An 18,245-nucleotide genomic window follows, 5' to 3' on the forward strand; every position below is an offset into this window, starting at 1 on the left:
CCGTGACTTATTCGTTTTGTGTAGCTCGGAAGCATACGCGGTCGAACGGTTTGGTCTGTTGGGAACCCGACACAGCGTTAACTTTTCTTTAACTTATGTTGATTTGTCGCAACGCTGTCGCCGCTCCAGGCGCAACACCGGTGTGGGCCTTGTTGCCACTTATGCTTGTCACTACAGAGACTTCTGCAACCATGAGTTACATAAATCACCTTATGCTAAATTTGCTTCATGAATGGGGAAGCTAAGGCTGTGGAACGTGCCAGTCGATCTTCATCGACGCTGTCAATAGCTGGAGGCTTCGCCAAGTGCTGGAGCATCCGCTCACCATCGCTCACAAGGACCTTTACCGGCTGATCCTCGCCCGTGACTTGTTGAGCCAGGGCACGACCAGAACCTGCCCCAACTTCTGGCTGCCGGAGCTGGTAGATCTGTTCTGGTCCCGTTAGCGAGTCACCGTGCCGCTCGGGGATACGCTGCTGAAGGTCACGCAGAAAGCCGTCGACCCAATGCTGGCGCAGCTCGGAGGCGCCTTCCAAAGGAAGCTCACCGGCAGATCCCACTCCAGGCCCGGAGGCATTGTTTAGAGCCACTCGGCTCGGCGAACTCGATGAGGCTTGAGCGTCGGAACTTCTAGTGGACGCACCACCAGCGGCTTCGGGATAGCTCCAGAGTTGATGAGACTCAGAACTCATCGGATCCGACTTCTGCTCCGATGCTAAGGTGGGAAGCGAAGGCCTTTGTACTTGATGGGTGCGGTCATGCCTGCCCATCTACGCGGCTCGTTCAAATCCCTGAGTTAACGGGGCAAGATCCCGTGCCCCACGCTAGCCCTGTCAGGGTAGGTGAAATTTCTTTCGCATCATGCGTCCTACTGAGCCCCAGATGCGAAATGAATTTCGTGTCTCTCCAGGCAACGCGTTGGGAAGGTGGTTGGCACGACACTTGCATAACATGGGCAACGACCACGTTGTTCAGGCTCAAACTGATTGCAAGACATGAGCTTGATCACCCGAAAAGGCCTGCCGCAATGAACCGCATGCTCCTAGGCTACAACCCTGACTTTGATGCCTTCGACGCGCCCACGGAGCGGCAGCCGTCGCAGCGCCGAGTTCCTGCGGTATTCGATAGCGTCGATACGATAAGCTTGGCGATCGACCTTCTTGAGATCAACACGACGCCGCAACTCGAATCTGTGGTCCGCCGCGTCGTTAGACGCGCTGGCACGGTGCTGAGGCGACCTGTAAACGAGCCCACACTCGCTGCATTGTCTGATCTGCTCAGCACTGCCGCGCAGCATGCATTACCGAACCATTCATCGGCCGCGCCGGCCGCCCGCCTGAACACAAAGGCGAGAGGGCGCTTCTTTGGTCTCGAGCTCGAGGGCTTGAGCCCTGAAGATCAGGAGTTCGAAACCGCGAAGGCGTTCGTTCGCCTTGCAGGTGAAGCGACGCGCCAAGCCGCACTGACCGCAAGACAGCTCGCTCCCCCTATCGCAGCAAAAGTTGCCGCGGCGCGCTCAGCCCAACGCTACGCACCGGGTTGGTGGCAAGTGAGGGGGCCTACAGCGTCTAATCCAGCAGTTGGCCCAGGTGGGTCACCCACGGGCGCAGTGTTCACGCCCATTTTAAGAGGAGATCGTCATGCATGACGTTGATCGTACAAGCCTTGAGTTCAACCCAGAATCCAACTTTGAGGGAAACCAGTTCGAGTATGGCCAGCAAGAGTGGTCCGGTGAAACCTATGGTGAGACTTACGGTGAGACCATTTTCAACGAAGCAGATGAAGCGGAACTTGCAAATGAACTGCTTCAGGTCACGAACGAGGCCGAGCTCGATCGATTCCTTGGCAACCTATTGAGCAGGGCAGCAAGTGCTGTCGGCCAGGTGGCGCGCTCTCCCATTGGCCAAGCGGTCGGCGGTGCTCTGAAGGGGGTTGCAAAAAAGGCGCTGCCCCTTGCGGGCGGTGCAATCGGCGGCTACTTCGGCGGCCCCCTCGGCGCCAAGATCGGAAGTGGCCTCGCATCGGCTGCAGGCAGCGCCCTGGGTCTGGAGGCCGAGTTCTACGAGCAGGAAGATCGCGAGTTCGAAGGTGCCAAACAGTTTGTCCGCCTCGCGGGCACCACGGTTAAGCAGGCTGCGTCCGCACCACCCACCGCGGATCCCCGTACGATCGCGCAAAGTGCCGCAATCGCGGCAGCCCGCCAGCTGGCGCCCGGCCTGCTGCAAGCTGCGTCCGGCCAATCTGGGATGGCTACATCGAGTGGGCTGCAACTTGGCATGCAAGGTGGATCAAGGGGCAGCTTCGGTCAGGGCCGCGTCGGTCGCTGGGTGCGCCGCGGCAACAAGATCATCCTTTTTGGAGCTTAAGGTCACGTCGTCATGACACCGTTCGCTGCGTGGATGCTTGAACAGGAGGCGCGGGCACTCCTGACCCGGTTGGGGCGCGTGAAGCCTTTCGCTCTGATCGAGCCAATGGTGCCGGCCGCAAGCTTGCCCATCAACGCACAAGGCGCGACCGAACGCTACCTCGTCGAGGGGCGGCGGGAACTACGCGACATGGTGCTGGGCTTCATCGCGTGGCTTCGCGGCCCCGGTGGGTCCCAGGCAACCCCAGCTCAGGCGCAGCGACGTTTCTCGATCCTGCGTCTCAAGTTCAACGCCGTTCTGACGCAGTTCGACATGTTCGCTGATGTTATCTCGCAGCGCAGTGAGCATGATACGGGCGTATTCCTGTCCGGTCTCGACGTTGTGGCTTCTGACGCCCTCACTCTGCCGGACAAGTACTACACGGCACCGCCCCTGATCTGCTATCTGGATCGCGGCGCAGGCGCTGCGATCCGCCGTGCACGCACCCGCCTTCCTGGAGGCGGCCTCAACCCCGTGGGGATCATCCGGGTGCCCCGCGAGCGCATGGTGGGCAGCGGCATTGCATCTTCGCTCATTCATGAGGTCGGACATCAGGCGGCGGCGTTGCTCGACCTCACAACCTCCCTTCGCATGCAGATACAGGGGATGCAGCGCGGCCGAGGAGGCAGAGCGTGGAAGCTGTTTGACCGCTGGATTGGCGAGATCGTCAGCGACTTCTGGTCATGCGCGCGTTTGGGAATTACGGCCACTCTGGGCCTGATCAGCGTCGTGAGCCTTCCGAGGCCGTTTGTGTTCCGTCTTAGCCCTGACGATCCGCATCCGGCCCCCTGGATCCGTGTGCATCTGTCCTGCGCCATGGGCCAGGCCATGTTCCCGCACGAGCAATGGGCGCGGTTAAGTCAGCTGTGGAATTCCTTTTACCCGATCGAGGGTAATGACCTTACACGACGCGAGCTTTTCGACGAAATCTTCGCCGCAATGCCCGGCTTTGTTGGGCTGCTCGTGAACCACCGTCCGCCCGCTCTGCGGGGTCGCTCGCTGCAAGAGGTGCTTCAAGTCGCACAGCGACAGCCTGCACACCTGACAGCGCTGTTCGCCGCTTGGCAGCGTCAACCCTCGCAGATGTACCGCACTCCGCCGACCCTTGTCTTCGCGGTGCTCGGCCAAGCCCGTGCGGATGGTCACCTCAGTCCTGAGGAGGAAAGTCACTTGCTCACCAAGCTGCTGTCCCATTGGGCGCTGCGCAATGCCGTGAGCGTCACCGTGCCCCGCGTTTCGTCATCATAACGTTCATTCATGGAGTCAGTCATGACCACCTCCCCACGCCCAACCAAACAGACCACAAACCAGTCCTCCACGCCGGCACCTGCGCCTCAACCTACCATGGGGACGAGCCGTCCCGGATCCGCCATCATCACGGTCGTTGACCGCGCGGACGGCAGTCGCGATCCTTTGCCGGTGCCCTACGCGTCCGTGAGCCTGTACCGGGCTCCCGCTGGGGCTACGGCCGACGGGTACGTGCCCGATGCCACCGACTGGGTCGCAACCCTGAAAACCGATTCCAACGGTGTTGTGCAATTCAATTCACTGGAGCGCCGCGGCTACATCGTGTGTGTCAACCATTACCCGCAGCCGGCACGGGTGTTCGACATTCCCGAGGGCTGCATCCGTGAGATTGAGGTTGATCTCGGCATCGCGTTCACGATCAACTCTCGATTCCTTACTAGCGCCTGCGATCCGATCCCGTGCGCGCAGCCCCGCGTCAACGACATTGTTGAGTTTCGCGCGAGCGGACGGGGCTTGGACACGGGCGCTGAGGAAGTCAGCCTCATTTGGCCGCCGAACGCATCAACGGATCCCACTGATCCACGTGTCGCGATTGCGCAGATCACCGCGCCAGGTTACCAGAAATACCGCCTAGGCTTCGCAACTGCCTACGCACCCACCGCCGGAGCTCCTCCGCAGGGTTCATCCACCCAGGTTGTGACGATGGCAGACGTGACAGCTATGCCCGTCGCCGCCAACGTGGTGACCGGCAACCTTGGAGTCGCATTGTCCCGCACTGGAACGTCCCCCACGACGGATCTGGCGTTCTGGCAAGGCATTATCGAGAGCACGGAACGGTTGTCGTTCAACACGTACCTGCGTTTCATGAATCACATCTTCTGCGGTGCCCCGGCGAACGCAGACGACGAGGCTCCATTCGCCATCGGCCGCGACCAGTATGATCGCCTAAAACCATTGCGGATGCTGCCGTTCACAGACTCGGATGCCTATCGTGTAGTGAAGGCTGCAACTGAGGCGTTCGTAATGATCAACTGCGGCGTCTTCACCGATGGGCGCGTCCGCGATCCGGACTACCTCGCCCGCCGGGACCTCCCACCCGCAGGGCCGATCTCAGACTACCTGGTCACAATCCCCAATGGGGCAGGCGGCACCCTCCAGACGTTGCCGTACCTCGCCCTGATCCGCTCAAAGCTGCCGGACATTGGCATCAAGCTAAACACCCTCGCAATCCCAGGCGGGCTTGCCCAGGACTGCCACGGCATCCTTAGCGAGAAGCTCACTCATCCCTGCATGCTTGAACTGATCTGGTCCTACTGGCACGAGGAGGGCATGCTGGTGCAGACGCTGAACATGATCGCCCGGCGCTTCCAGAACGTGCGCGGGCCCGGCGAGCGCGATCCGTTGGCGAACCTGGACATCGATCCGCTGCGCCCGCTGTCAAATTTGCTGTGGGGGTACACACTGGATGAACAACATCGCTTGAGCATCGTCAGGCGGAACTACGAGTACGACCATCATTATGGCCTCCGCTTAGAGGGGAAAGCCGTCGGTCCCATGCGTCCGGCCGACAGCCGCTCGCGTTTCCTCGAGGCTTTCCACAACCTTCTGCGCCTGTGCCTGGTGTTCTACAGGCAGGATGACGACACCACGATCAAGGCCGATGCCTTCCCAGTGCTCAATGCGCTGAAAGAGGTTCACCTGATCCTGTCGCAGGGTGCACACAACCAGTTCGGCGACCTGCCCTCAACCGCGCGCATCGAGATGATGATGCAACAATGGTTGCTGGCACGTCCAGAGTTCCGAGAGTTCCTGCCGACCCGCCTCATGGTTGCCTATCCGGAACCGTGGATGGATCGCGTTGACGCGATGAAAAAGATGCAGGGCTGGAGCGACACAAGTGTGCTGAACTTCCGTAACCTTGGCCTCTTCGGCGAACAGCTGCTGCTATCAATTCGGTGGGGCCATTGGAGCGATGTATTTGAGCCGATCCAAGCATTCAACTGGGCACGCTTTTTCCGGCCGCAGATCCAAGGTTACACGCATGCGTATCGGGCGGTAACAGGCGTCGATTTGACGACGGACAAGCCGGACGCCCAGGTCGAGGCCACGCTGCCCTCAGTGCTGCTCCAGCGACGGCTCGCCCAGCAACACCGCAGCGTCACCCCGGTGTAGGGGAGTGTGTGATGATCGACTTCACGTCATCCCTGTATCTGGGCCTGCGCCATCCCAGCTCAGCGTTGGGATCATGGGACACACTGACCTTGGGGAAGCCGGCCTCGCTTGAGGAACCGCCCGGTGCCGCCGCCTTGGCCAATGCGCTGGCACGGCTGCAGGGCCAACCGGCGGCTGTGCTCCTCCCGTCAACGTTGCACCTGTTTTGGGACTTTTTGCATTTCCTCAAGCACCAGGGGCGGATGGCCGTCCTGCTCGACGCAGGCGCCTACCCCATCGCGCGCTGGGCGGCGGAGGCTGTTTGGGGACGCTCGGTGCATATGTTTGCCCACCACGACGTCCAAGCGCTCGCGACGCTTGCGGTTCAGGTCGCGCGAGGCGGTCATCGCCCAGTCATTCTGGCTGATGGCTACTGCCCTACATGCAACCAGCCGGCTCCTCTGCAGGCCTTTGCGGAGATCGCAGCCGCACATGGTGGATGGCTCGTGCTCGACGATACACAGGGAGTTGGCGTCCTTGGGAGCAACCCGACCTCTGATCGGCCCTATGGCACTGGCGGTGGCGGTTCGATGCACTGGCAGGGAGTCGGTGTCTCCAACGTGGTGGTCGGGGCGTCGCTAGCTAAGGCCTTCGGCGCACCTGCAGCCGTGCTAGCCGGGCCACGGCCCCTGCTGCAGCGCTTCATGCATGAGAGCCGCACCCGGCTTCACTGCAGTCCACTCTCGGTGGCTGTAATTACGGCGGCCCACGAAGCTCTGCGCTGGGCCTCCATATGGGGTGATTTCGCTCGTCACCGGCTTGTCGCATTGGCTCGACGGCTGAGGGAGCGCCTGGCGCAGGTAGGACTCGCGCCAGTCGGCGAACTGCCATTCCCGGTCCAATCGTTCCCGGTTCGCTCAAGAGCGGAGGCGCTTCGGCTGCAAAGCGATCTTCTCCACGGCGGCGTACGCGTTCTGCTCACATCCGGCTGGGGTCGGGACAAGGTAAAACTGACCTTCATCGTCACCGCGACGCATCGCGAGTACGACATCGACCATGTCGCGCGCATGCTCGCTGGCCATCTGCTCGCTGCCTGAGGAGGCAAACGATGACCAACGAATTTGAGACGTTTGAGTTCGAGGGAGCCAATGGTGAGTTCGAGGAGGAGCGCGGCACTGCCTGGCGTGGGGCATTTCGCGCCCGCTCCCCAGGGAGTGGCAGGTTTCGCGGTTCACCCATGCGCCCGGGCGCCGCTCCGCAAAAGTTCCGGCGCGGTGCCGCCGCTTGGCTCCGCCCAGACAGGGGAGACATTCAATGGTCCCCTAATCCGCGGCTTCCGAGACCGCAACAACGCTGGCTCGTTCCAGGCAACGGATACTCTCCGTTTGCCTTCGAGCCACAGCCCTATCCGTCAGCTTGCGTCTGTCCTCCGCCTCCCCCATGTCCCCAGACTTCCTCGCCTGCTGATGACGGTGGCGCGCTGGATTCTTCGGATGGCGGCGAGGGCGAACTGACCAACGCCATCGGAGGCTTCATGGGAACGGCCGCCAAGCGCATCGGCGATGTGGTGGGGCGGGTCGTCAAAGGCTTTGGCGGCTGCAACATCATCGATCTCACGGCGAGCTCCGACCGCTCAGTCGAAAAGGGCACGCGGGATACAAAGAAAGTCTTTGCCCTGGTCTTGCACCAGATGGCTTGCTGCCACCAGCGTCGGGATCCATTGCGCAGCTACCTTGGCATTAAAGCGCATTATGCCATCCTGCCCGATGGACGGATCCTCCAACTGCACGGTGTGGACAAGCTGATCTGGGCGTCGCACGGCTTCAACAACGGCAGCGTCGCTGTCGAGTTCGCGGGCAATTTTCCGAACATCCATGGCAAGTGGTGGAAGGGCGACACTTACGGGCGCAACAAAGTCACCGCCGCACAGATCGAAGCAGGTCGCTGCCTCGTCCGACACCTCGTCAGAACGATCGGACTGCGCACGGTTCTGGCGCACCGCCAGTCAAGCGACACGCGCGAGAACGATCCTGGACCGGACATCTGGTACAACGTCGGCCAGTGGGCGGTCACCACCCTCGGTTTGAGTGACGGAGGACCCGGCTTCAAAGTTGGGAGTGGCAAGCCGATCCTTGATGCGTGGCGCACATGGGGGACAAGCGGGCTCGTCCGCGAGGCGGAGGCGGAAGTCGGCTTCCAGACCGAATTCAACTTCGAAGAAGGCGAAGAGACAGAGGACGAGCTCTGGCGAGGCGAGCCGGAAGGCAACTTTGAGGGTGAGGTGCCGTTCGCCGAGGCGCTCCGGGATCCACGTGCCAAGGGCCCTGGCATCTACACGCTCTTCAAAGGTGGCAAGCGGCTCTACGCCGGACGCGCCGACAATCTGCAGCGGCGTTTGGCCACCCACCTCTGGTACATGAAGAAACACGACGCCAATGTGGGCGACTACGCAGTCAAGCTCACCCCGCTCGCTGGCGCCGACCCATCTAAACTCTCGCGCGTTGAGTCTGCCACAATCCGGCACTGGGGCACGAGAACTCAAGGCGGGCCGCTCACCAACGTGAAGACGCGGGAGCTCGAGGTCCTGCCACTCTCAACCGAAGCCTGGACGTGATCCTCGGCTATCGGTTCGGCATTTCGAAGGGAGAGATGTTATGCACATGATGACATGCACATGCTCACACTGCCGGGCTCAGCGCAACGCCCTCATGCCGATGCAACGGTTTACCCCAGGTCCGCAGGCGTCCCCGCTCAGCGAGGAACAGGAGGTTGAACTCGCTATGGAGCTGATGGGTATCCAAAGCGAGGAGGAACTGGAACAGTTTCTCGGCAAAATGTTCAAGAGCATCGGGAGGGGTCTGAAGAAAGTCGGCGCAATCGCCGCCCCCCTCCTCAAACCATTGGGTGGTGCCCTCAAAGGCTTGGCGAAAAAGGCTCTGCCGTTCGTGGGAGGGGCACTGGGATCGTTCATCCCAATCCCAGGCGTCGGCACAGCCATCGGAACCGCTTTGGGCTCGGCCGTTAGCCAGGCGCTGGAGATGGAGTTCAACGAGCTCGAGCAAGAGGAGGCCGAGTTCGAGATGGCGCGGCGCTTCGTCCGCATCGCCGCCGATGCCACGCAGCAGGCGCTGCTCAACAGCGCGACCGGTGATCCGCAGGCAGCGGTGCGTGACGCACTGGTCCGTGCGGCCCAAAACAATGTTCCCGGGTTCAACCCCCAGGAACTGGAGGCCGCAACGAGTCTTGGGGAGCTCGAAAGCTACGAAGGTGAGTACGGCGAGATGGAACAGGAAAGCGGCTATGGCGGCGAGGGAAGGCCGGCTTCCGGCCGCTGGTTGCGCCGCGGCAGACGCATCGTGCTGATGGACCTGTAGACGCGGGCCAGCAAAGATGGATACTCACCACGCGTTCGCCATCCGTCCCGCAAGCGAGCCAACGAGAGATGCTGTTGCCTTCGCCCGCGCTGGTGGGCCACCGTTCGTACGCGAACTGATGGAGTTCGTGCGCTTTGACAGTGTCAGCTCGGATCACGCGCAGCGCGGGCAGGTCTCGCGCTGCGCCGCGTGGTTGACCAAATATTTGCGCAGCATCGGCTTGGAGCGGATCCGGAAGGTGTCGGCTCAAGGGCATACCATCGCCGAACGGCTCCAGGCGCCCCCAGCTGGTGTGTTCCCACCGCCCTCATGGGGTTCGCGATGCCGAACGACCGCATGCATGGATTTGATGAGCGTCTGTATTCGCCAAGCCTCCATTGTGGCATCACCGCGGGCACCCGTTTCATCGATGGGCTCGCCCGACGGTGTGCTTTGATACAAGAGCCTACGCCATGATCGTCGACTGTCATTGTCATGCCGGGAAGGGAGACGGACTGACGGGACCGTGGGATACGGACGCTCCGCTGGGCGATTATCTTCGCCGCGCGGCGGCAGCTGGGATTGGCCGGACCATTGTGTTCCCAGCGTTTCACTCCAATTACGCGCGAGCGAATGCCGAACTGGCCCGGATCGTCGCCGCGCATCCGCGAAGACTGTGGGGGTTCGCTATGGTGCACCCAGCGTCAGACCGCGGACATGTCACTGAAATGATCGCCACAGCGGTTGAGCGGTATGGTTTTCGCGGGATCAAAGTGCATCGGCACGACGCGCCGATCACACGTGAGGTCTGCGAAGCGGCACGCACCTGGCGCATCCCGATCCTGTACGACATCACAGGAGACGTAGCTGCGATCGAGCTTCTTGCGAAGGAGTACCCGGAGGTAAACTTTATCATCCCTCATCTCGGCAGCTTCGCAGACGACTGGCGGGCTCAACTTGGCGTCACGGACCATCTGGTGCGTCATCCAAATGTATACGCGGACACGTCAGGCGTACGGCGGTTCGACATGCTACTACAGGCGGTGCGGCGTGCGGGGGCCCGCAAAATCCTGTTCGGAAGCGACGGCCCTTGGCTCCACCCCGCGGTTGAAATGGCAAAGGTCCATGCCCTCAGGCTGCCGGCGCACGAGGAACGCCTCATCCTCGGCGGCAACGTGCTCCGTTTGATTGGAACTCCGCATCGGCGAGAGCCGACTAATGGGCGTGAGCGGCGCGCCGCAGCTGCAGCGTACGCGGCGTGACGCCAAGCCGGTCTGCGGCACGCTGAACGCTGCGATGCTCATGCTCCAGTGCAATCCGGATGGCGAGGTCTTCCGCCGCTTGGCCGATCTCCTTCAAACCTACCCCTTGGTCGACGGCACGTCGAATCGCTTGTTCAAAGCTCTCGCTACGCCAAGAACTTATGGGGCAACCGGATTCCGGCCTCTCGTCAACCGGCACGTCACCCAATGTGATCGGACCAGGCCCGGCATGGCGGTGGCAGAGACGCGCAACGAGGCGCCTTAAGTCGCGGACATTGCCGGGGTACTCGCGACTGATGAGATACTGGCACACAGTTTCGTCGAACCCCTCGCAACCACTGTCCCTGTTGAACTCGGCCTGAAAGTGGCGTGCCAGCAGAAGAACATCGTCCATGCGGTCTCGCAATGACGGTGTCCTGCAAACCCAGCCCGCGATACGATGATAAAGGTCAGCGCGGAATGTGCCGGCGGCAATGCTGGCTTCAAGATTCCGGTTTGTGGCTGCAATCAACCGAAACTGAGTATGCTGCCAATTGTTGGCTCCGACGCGTTTGAACTTTCCCTCCTGGATCACACGCAGCAGTTGGGCTTGCAATGGCAGCGGCAACTCGCCGATTTCGTCAAGAAACAGTGTCCCGCCGTTGGCCAGGGTGAAGGCGCCGTCCCGAGGTGCCACCGCACCAGTGAACGCACCACGCTCGTGTCCGAAGAACTCGCTGCCTGAAAGCTCCATCGAGATGGTCGTGCAGTCGACGATGACGAGATCGCCTTTGCTTCGGCGTGCATCCAGGGTGTGGATGAGCCGCGAGATCAATTCCTTGCCGGTCCCACTCTCTCCAACGATCAGAACCGGACCCTGTGAGTACGCGGCGATCTCGACGACCTGGCGGACGAGCGCACGCCACGACTGGCTCGCTCCAACGAGAGAACCCGTCACAAGCTCACTGCCGGCCAGCTCGTCTACATGCTTCCAACGCTGCAGGCGTGCCTGAACCTGCTCGCCAGACGGAGGATCCGTTTGCCATAGCAGAACGTCCGACGCGCCGGCGGCCATGAAGGTCCACATGTCGGAGCAGGGCTTGCCGCGCGAGCCTACTACCAACACCAGCAATCGCGCATCCTTGCTGGCGTTGTGAACAGCAGTGAGCACATCCTTCTCGAGCCGTTGGCACACAACGACTCCGTAGCCGCTCTGTCCAAAGCCGGCGGGATCCGGATCCATGCCACACGCTGATAGGCTCTCCATAACCGCGCGACGTGTGCCTGCTTCGACACCCGAACAGAAATGAATCCACACGTGATCTTGCAGCGTCCTTGCAGGACCCGAAGTCGGGGACCGACTGTGACTGGAACTGTGCACCATCGGGATGAGCTCCCTTATAATCTTGCAATTGACTGTGGGTCGTAAGGGCCAGAATGATCAGATCTGCACAGTGGGAAGACGAACCCTTGGATCCGTACTCATCGCAACAACGGCCCCCGGTGCAGGGGCGCATCACTGAAAAATCCTTAGAATTCTACGGGAAACTTACATCGCGATCAAGTTCTTGTTCGTAAAATCTCTGCCTTTGATGCATATCCGTCCCGCTCTTGATAGCGGGAATACTCCACAATCAAGTATTTGGCGGCAATTCTCGTGCCAACCAGGCGCTCTCGTGACGGGTTGCATGCGCGATGACCAATCATACCTATCCGCGAACAGCGTCTTGCGTGCAGGCACAAGACACCATTGTGCACAGCGCACTTGTTGATCAGTGCTTCTTCAGCCCGCCGTGTCGACGCGTCCCTGCGCGGGCAACAAGCTGTTTTGAGAGGGACCAAGAGCAAAGTGGCTTCGAGCACGCACTAGCCCCGGGTTCGGTGGCGTGCGCCACCTATACGTCGCCGTCTCCTTCGTGGGAGCGCCGGTCCGCCGTTCGCTTCATCCGCCCGCGGGCCAGGTCGCGTCCTGCAATAATCATCAGGCATGCAGTCGCGCGTGCCCCGTTCCGCGTACGCGTGGGGTGCCTCATGCGCCCTTGTCGTACGTCTTGGAGGCTCAGCGAACGATCCAGCTGAGTCGTTGGCCCAATGCCAGAGCGCATGATCGATGGGAAGGCCTGTCGCGACATGGCCGTGGGTGCGCATCAGGTTTGACTGTGGTTTCACTTCGACACGCAAACCTCGTGGATCATCCAGCATCGCTCTCTCCAAGGAAACGGCGTGCTCAGCGCCACTGCGGAACTGGAGCCGGGCCACTGCCGATTGATGGGGTCGTCAGCTGCGACAGCCACATGCAGAGATCAAGGTGGCCGGGAGCTCGCCGGTCCATGTGTGGTAGCCAACCATCGAACGACGGCCCTTCTTGGCATAATCCGACGTCCATAGGCAAAATTTCCAAGTGTGTACAGGCGGAGGCGCACTTTCGTGTTTCACCCGGAGCGGAGAAGGCCTACGAACCTGCGCGTGCATCGTGCTGGCCGCGCTGATGACATCATGTCCGCTCATGGCTCATCCTACGGGATGGGTTCCGGACATGATCCTAGCAACATGATAATCACGTGCGCCCGCCGGTTTCCGTATGTGAGAAGATCTCACCCATACCCGCATGGATGCCGCGCAAGGAGGGCGATGATGGTCCTGCGCCGGATTTTTGCTTCCATTACTGGAGCCTCGCCCTCTGCGGCCCGGCTTCATCTCGGTAGGAAAGAAGCGCGGCACGCGATGGCACGCGCTATGTCAGCAGTGACATAACTGGGGTGGTTCTGGAGCAGTATTCATGGAACGGCTGCTCCCCGTGTTCCCGCGCGGGCAGGAACAGGAAGCCGGCGCGTTGTTTGTATTGTTCGGCGGGTGCTGTAGTATGTAGAGGCTGGGAGGCTAACCCGGGGGCAGGAAGGGAATAGTTGCCATGGCCAAATCCCGAACGACCCGCACCGCGCCGTCGCCCGAAACCCGCAAGGTAACCGATAGCCGTACGAAAGCTGGCATAGGACGATCCAAGGCTCACCCGGTGTCGAAAGTGCGCGCGCAGCCGAGAGCGGTCAACAGGTCGAAGGCCGATGTGAGATCGGTTACCGTTCCGAACCAGTCACGACCTTCGTCCGGGAGAGCCGGTCTGGCCTCCGGCGACGCATCAGAGACGACAGCGTCACGCACAAGCCAACCCCACAACTGGTTCGAAACCGTCGGGAGCATGATCGGCTCGCAGGATGGACGCGAGATCCTGGCGGATGCCTTGAGAGCCTTCGCGGATGTCCTGTCCAGACGGAGGCAGGATGAACTGCCGAGCCGCGGCACTCGGTCGAACCTTGGGGCGAGATGGCCCGTGAAGGACGTGCGCTGAGCGTATCCGGCCAACAGGACTGGGCTTCGGCCGCCCTAAGCTACGGGGAGGAAGGGGCGACGAAGCTGGCCAGACGGCACATCGATGCCAGTTGCAACCGCGAGGCGCCGACGGCGTTCAGTCGGGCCGAGTGGTGCCAGGGACGATTGTGATGCCCGCTCACGGGGACATGGAACGTCCCGGGTGGTCTCCCATGCCCTTGTAGTTGGCTGCGGGATCATCTCCGGCGCGCCGTGCGGAAGGACCGGGTGTCCCGTCGTCCCCATAAGAATCGATTGTCCACGGTGGTCGCCGCAGGTCGTGCTGTCCGCCTGAAGGTGAACAGTACCTCCAGAATCGTCTTTTCCGAGAACCAGACTGTGAGACTTCCTCTCTGGCGCAGGGCCGCATCGTATTCGGCCCAGTTCATCACCGGGTGTCACTGCTTGGGAATGTGGTGACGGCGAGCGGCATGAGCCTTGAAGGGCATGAGGGGTCTTTGCTCAGACGGCGAACAGGTCGCTACGCTACCCAGCCGCAGTTTCCAACTCGCTCATCCATGCGACAAGGCGCTGCCGAGGCCAACCTGCTCGGCTCGGCCTATGAGTGGGTGTGAATCAGTGTCGAATGCTGAAACCGAGCCGGCTTCCATCAAGTGCTTGCGTTTGTTGGCGGATCGATAGCGTCAGCGGGGCATCATCGGCACCGATCGTAACCCCACCGAACTTCCATTTTGTGTCGCTACACCACGATCTTGCGCTTCCCTCACGAGGGGGCGACCTTCGGTTCCGGTTCAGATATAGAAACATTTCGGAATTGGCTCAGCCATCATGCCTAGTATGAACTTGCGTCTCACCCCGCGCGGGCACCTCCTGCTGGAGGAGGCGGACGACGCGCCCACCCTGGATGACAAAGTGGCAGCACGGCTGGCCGAGGCGTTCGGCCGTGGCACCGGGCATGGGCTAATGCAGCTTGGCGCGGGCGAGATCGGCCAATTCTTGCCGCCTGCCTTCATCTGGTGGCGCGATTTCGCGGTGCGCTATGTGGAGGCGGTCTGTCTTCACGGATCAGATGGGGGCGGAGAGGGGCCGTCCGCCGCTTCCCTGTCCGCCATCGCCCCACCGGCCGAGGCCGAACTTGCCACACTCATGCTGACCGCCCCGATGATGCCGGGGGCGGAATACCTGACCACCGACATCCTGAGTGGGCTGTGGGCCGATCTCGCCACTGCGTTCACCAGGTCATTGGCAGCATCCACCAACGACCTGCAAACCTTCCTCAAGACGCTGAATCCAGCCTGGAACCTGATCGGCCGCGTCCACTTCAATCTGGCCGAGAACCGCCGCGACCCGGAGCGGCCCTTTGCCTTCCTGGCCACCTACACCACGCGCCTGTCGGCCCAGGCGAGGGTCCAGCATGTGCCGCTTGGTCAGGCACTGCGCGAATACGCCGGTGCCGCCAACCGAGACAAGCTGTTGTCGCTCCTGGTGCCGGTGCAGCGGGCGGCGGAGCGCTTCGGCTGGGTCAAAGCCATGGTCGATGCCGGAGAGATCTTTCATCCCCTACGCTGGAGTCCAGCCGAGGCCGCACGGCTCCTGAACAGCGTGCCTGGCCTGGAAAGCGCCGGTGTGGTCGTGCGCCTGCCCGCCCACTGGCGGGCGGGCCGCCCGCCGCGCCCGCAGGTTACCGCCACGGTTGGGAGCCGTCCGCCATCCGGAACAGGTCTTGACGCCCTGCTCGACTTCCACATGGACGTGAGCCTGGAGGGTGAGCCGCTCACCGCCGAGGAAATGGCCACCTTGCTCGCTGGTACCGAGACGCTGGTGCTGCTGCGGGGCCAATGGGTGGAGATCGATCGTCCGCGTTTAGAACGTGCGATGCGCCGCTTCAACGAGGTGCAGGCTCTCGCCGAGCAGGAGGGGCTCACCTTTGCAGAGGCCATGCGCCTGTTGGCCGGTGCCGACGCTATCGGGGATGACGAGCCCGCCGCGGCTGCCGACTGGTCGCAGATCACGGCCGGAGCGTGGCTGACTGAGACGCTGAGGGCGCTGCGCAACCCCGACGGTGCCGGTGTTGATCCGGGTCCAGCCCTGAAGGGACGCTTGCGCCCCTACCAGCAAGCAGGCGTCGAGTGGCTCCATCTCCTGAGCGGGCTTGGGCTGGGTGCCTGCCTCGCTGACGACATGGGGCTGGGCAAGACCATCCAGGTCTTATCGCTGCTGCTGATCCAGAAGCGGAAGACAGCTGCGCGCAAGCCGAACCTGCTGGTCGCTCCGGCATCGCTGCTGGCCAACTGGGCGGCGGAGATCGAGCGCTTTGCCCCCGGGCTGAATGCGAGGATCGTGCATCCCTCGGTAATGGCAGCCGAAGACCTCGAGCAGGTGACAGTAGAGGGATTGTCCGACCTGGATCTGGTGATCACCAGCTATGGCTCGCTGCTGCGCCTGCCGGTGCTGGGCCAAACGTCCTGGCGCTTCTTCGTGCTGGACGAGGCGCAGGCGATCAAGAACCCTAATGCCAAGCAGACCCGGGCAGCCAAGGCCCTGCAGGCCGAGGCCCGGATCGCCCTGACCGGAACGCCGGTGGAAAACCACCTCGGCGACCTATGGTCGATCTTCGACTTCATCAACCCCGGCCTGCTCGGAAGCGCAAAGGAGTTCAGTCGCTACACTAAGGCCCTGGCCGAGCGGCCGCATAACCCCTACGGCCCGCTGCGCGATCTGGTCCGGCCCTACATCCTGCGCCGGATGAAGACTGACAAGACTGTCATCACCGACCTGCCGGACAAGACGGAGATCAAGGCGCTGTGCCCGCTAAGCCGCAAGCAGGCTGCCCTTTATGCCGAGACGGTGACGGATCTGACCAAAGCATTGCAGGACGCTGACGGGATCCGGCGCAAGGGCATTGTGCTGGCGACACTGATGCGGCTGAAGCAGATCTGCAATCATCCCTCGCAGTGGCTGAACGATGGCAAGTGGGCTGAGGCGGACAGTGGCAAGTGGGCTCGCCTGCGCGAGATCGCCGAGGTGGTCGCCGCCCGCCAGGAGAAAATGCTGGTCTTCACCCAGTTCCGCGAGATGACAGCGCCCCTGGCGGCATACCTGAGTGAGATCTTCGGCCGACCTGGGTTGATCCTGCATGGCGACACCGCGGTCAAGAACCGCAATGCGCTGGTTCAGACCTTCCAGGAGGACGAGACAGTGCCGTTCTTCGTTCTGTCCCTAAAGGCGGGAGGCTCAGGGCTGACACTGACCGCGGCGTCTCACGTTGTCCACTTTGACCGGTGGTGGAACCCGGCGTTGGAGAACCAAGCCACGGACCGCGCCTTCCGGATCGGCCAGAAGAACAACGTGCTGGTGCACAAATTTGTCTGCCAGGGTACAGTGGAGGAGAAGATCGATGCCCTGATCGAGGCGAAGAAGGGTCTGTCGGACGATCTGCTGGCCGGCGGAGACGAGATCAATCTGACCGAGATGGAGGATGAGGATCTGCTGCGGATGGTGGCTCTTGATCTGAAGTCCGTCATGACGGAGTAAGGCAGATGGCCCCTTGGTTCGATGGAGCATGGCCCTCCTACGTTCCGGTTGCGGAGCGCCGGAAGCAAGCTGCTCGCGAGGTGGAGAAGCTGCGCAAGAAGGGGCACCCGGTCGCCCCTGTCATCCTGGAGGGACGCACCATCGCCCGGACCTTCTGGGGCAAGGCGTGGTGCGACAACCTGGAGAACTATCAGGATTTCGACAACCGCCTGCCGCGTGGCCGCACCTATGTGCGCAATGGTGCGGTGATCGACCTTCAGATCTCGGCGCTGGAGATCAAGGCGATGGTCAGTGGATCGTCAATCTACAGGGTATCCGTCAGCATCACGGCGCTGGCGCCCGCGCTGTGGCGGTCGATCTGCGCGGATTGCGCTGGCGGCATCGATTCCCTGATCGAGCTGCTGCAAGGCCGGTTCTCCAAGGGCGTGATGGAGCGGATCTGTCGCCAGGACAGAGGTCTGTTCCCGAAGCCGTCGGACATCTGGTTCTCGTGCACCTGCCCGGACGGAGCCTTGATGTGCAAGCACGTTGCTGCGGTGCTGTATGGCGTCGGGGCTCGGCTCGACGAGAGGCCCGAGCTTCTGTTCCGGCTGCGTGCGGTCGACGAGAAGGATATGGTGGCCGATCTCGAAACGGCGCTGCCAATCTCCAGCCAGCCGCTCGATACTAGGAAGGCCCTGGAGGTTGATGATCTCTCGGCCCTGTTCGGCCTGGACATGGATGGAGGCGATGGTGCGAACGCAGCACCCGGCGCTGCACCAGCCGCCCCCGAGCCGGTGGCCCGCGCTGGCCAGAAGCGGACCAGCACGAAGGCAGCGGGACGCAAGGCAGTCGTTCGGTCCGGCCCGGCACCCGCTGCACCAAAAGCGAACAGGCACACCGCACTGCCGGTAGGGCAGATCCGTCAAAGGGGCAAGGCTAATAAGGCGCATCATTCTGCTGAGCCGATCACGCGAACTCGCCCCCCCGACGATCACCTGATTCAA

Annotated in this window: 13 protein-coding genes; 12 read left to right on the forward strand and 1 reads right to left on the reverse strand. The window is 62.0% G+C overall.

Annotation, left to right across the window (positions count from 1 at the left end):
* The 9 genes from JKG68_RS33020 to JKG68_RS26030 form a co-directional block, all read left to right on the forward strand.
* A partial coding sequence (locus JKG68_RS33020) for a hypothetical protein (protein WP_210346464.1) occupies nucleotides 1–232 on the forward strand: 232 nt, incomplete at its 5' end.
* Nucleotides 233–305: 73 nt separating this feature from the next.
* Complete coding sequence (locus JKG68_RS25995; RefSeq protein WP_202064577.1) at nucleotides 306–446, forward strand: hypothetical protein; 141 nt, start codon at nucleotides 306–308, stop codon at nucleotides 444–446.
* A 1,194-nt stretch (nucleotides 447–1,640) separates the two neighbouring features.
* The gene (locus JKG68_RS26000; RefSeq protein WP_202064579.1) at nucleotides 1,641–2,366 is read left to right on the forward strand and encodes a hypothetical protein; all 726 of its coding nucleotides are present in this window, start codon (nucleotides 1,641–1,643) and stop codon (nucleotides 2,364–2,366) included.
* A gap of 12 nt (nucleotides 2,367–2,378) precedes the next feature.
* The gene (locus JKG68_RS26005) at nucleotides 2,379–3,653 is read left to right on the forward strand and encodes a hypothetical protein (RefSeq protein WP_202064581.1); all 1,275 of its coding nucleotides are present in this window, start codon (nucleotides 2,379–2,381) and stop codon (nucleotides 3,651–3,653) included.
* Nucleotides 3,654–3,884: 231 nt separating this feature from the next.
* Nucleotides 3,885–5,825, forward strand: coding sequence for a hypothetical protein (locus tag JKG68_RS26010; protein WP_202064583.1), 1,941 nt, complete (start codon nucleotides 3,885–3,887; stop codon nucleotides 5,823–5,825).
* Between the two features lie 11 nt (nucleotides 5,826–5,836).
* On the forward strand, nucleotides 5,837–6,901 hold the full coding sequence (locus JKG68_RS26015) for an aminotransferase class I/II-fold pyridoxal phosphate-dependent enzyme (protein WP_202064586.1): 1,065 nt from the start codon (nucleotides 5,837–5,839) through the stop codon (nucleotides 6,899–6,901).
* An 11-nt stretch (nucleotides 6,902–6,912) separates the two neighbouring features.
* Nucleotides 6,913–8,418, forward strand: coding sequence for an N-acetylmuramoyl-L-alanine amidase (locus JKG68_RS26020; protein ID WP_246515869.1), 1,506 nt, complete (start codon nucleotides 6,913–6,915; stop codon nucleotides 8,416–8,418).
* A gap of 166 nt (nucleotides 8,419–8,584) precedes the next feature.
* The gene (locus tag JKG68_RS26025; RefSeq protein ID WP_202064588.1) at nucleotides 8,585–9,178 is read left to right on the forward strand and encodes a hypothetical protein; all 594 of its coding nucleotides are present in this window, start codon (nucleotides 8,585–8,587) and stop codon (nucleotides 9,176–9,178) included.
* Nucleotides 9,179–9,630: 452 nt separating this feature from the next.
* A complete protein-coding gene (locus tag JKG68_RS26030; RefSeq protein WP_202064590.1) occupies nucleotides 9,631–10,419 on the forward strand; it encodes an amidohydrolase family protein in 789 nt (262 codons plus the stop codon).
* On the opposite strand, the gene JKG68_RS26035 is transcribed toward JKG68_RS26030, so the two are convergent.
* Nucleotides 10,373–11,641 (reverse strand): sigma-54-dependent transcriptional regulator, encoded by a 1,269-nt coding sequence (locus JKG68_RS26035; RefSeq protein ID WP_202064592.1) that lies wholly within the window; start codon nucleotides 11,639–11,641, stop codon nucleotides 10,373–10,375. The genes JKG68_RS26030 and JKG68_RS26035 overlap by 47 nt on opposite strands.
* Before the next feature lie 1,668 nt (nucleotides 11,642–13,309).
* Here JKG68_RS26035 and JKG68_RS26040 point away from each other — a divergent pair.
* The 3 genes from JKG68_RS26040 to JKG68_RS26050 all read left to right on the forward strand — a co-directional run.
* Entirely contained in the window at nucleotides 13,310–13,744 is a 435-nt protein-coding gene (locus JKG68_RS26040; protein WP_202064594.1) for a hypothetical protein, read from the forward strand.
* An 818-nt stretch (nucleotides 13,745–14,562) separates the two neighbouring features.
* Nucleotides 14,563–17,259, forward strand: coding sequence for a DEAD/DEAH box helicase (locus JKG68_RS26045; protein ID WP_246515871.1), 2,697 nt, complete (start codon nucleotides 14,563–14,565; stop codon nucleotides 17,257–17,259).
* 5 nt (nucleotides 17,260–17,264) lie between these two features.
* Nucleotides 17,265–18,245, forward strand: a 981-nt coding sequence (locus JKG68_RS26050) for an SWIM zinc finger family protein (protein ID WP_202064597.1), incomplete at its 3' end; no start/stop codon positions are given.

The organism is Microvirga aerilata, from assembly GCF_016743775.1.
Taxonomy (GTDB): domain Bacteria; phylum Pseudomonadota; class Alphaproteobacteria; order Rhizobiales; family Beijerinckiaceae; genus Microvirga; species Microvirga aerilata.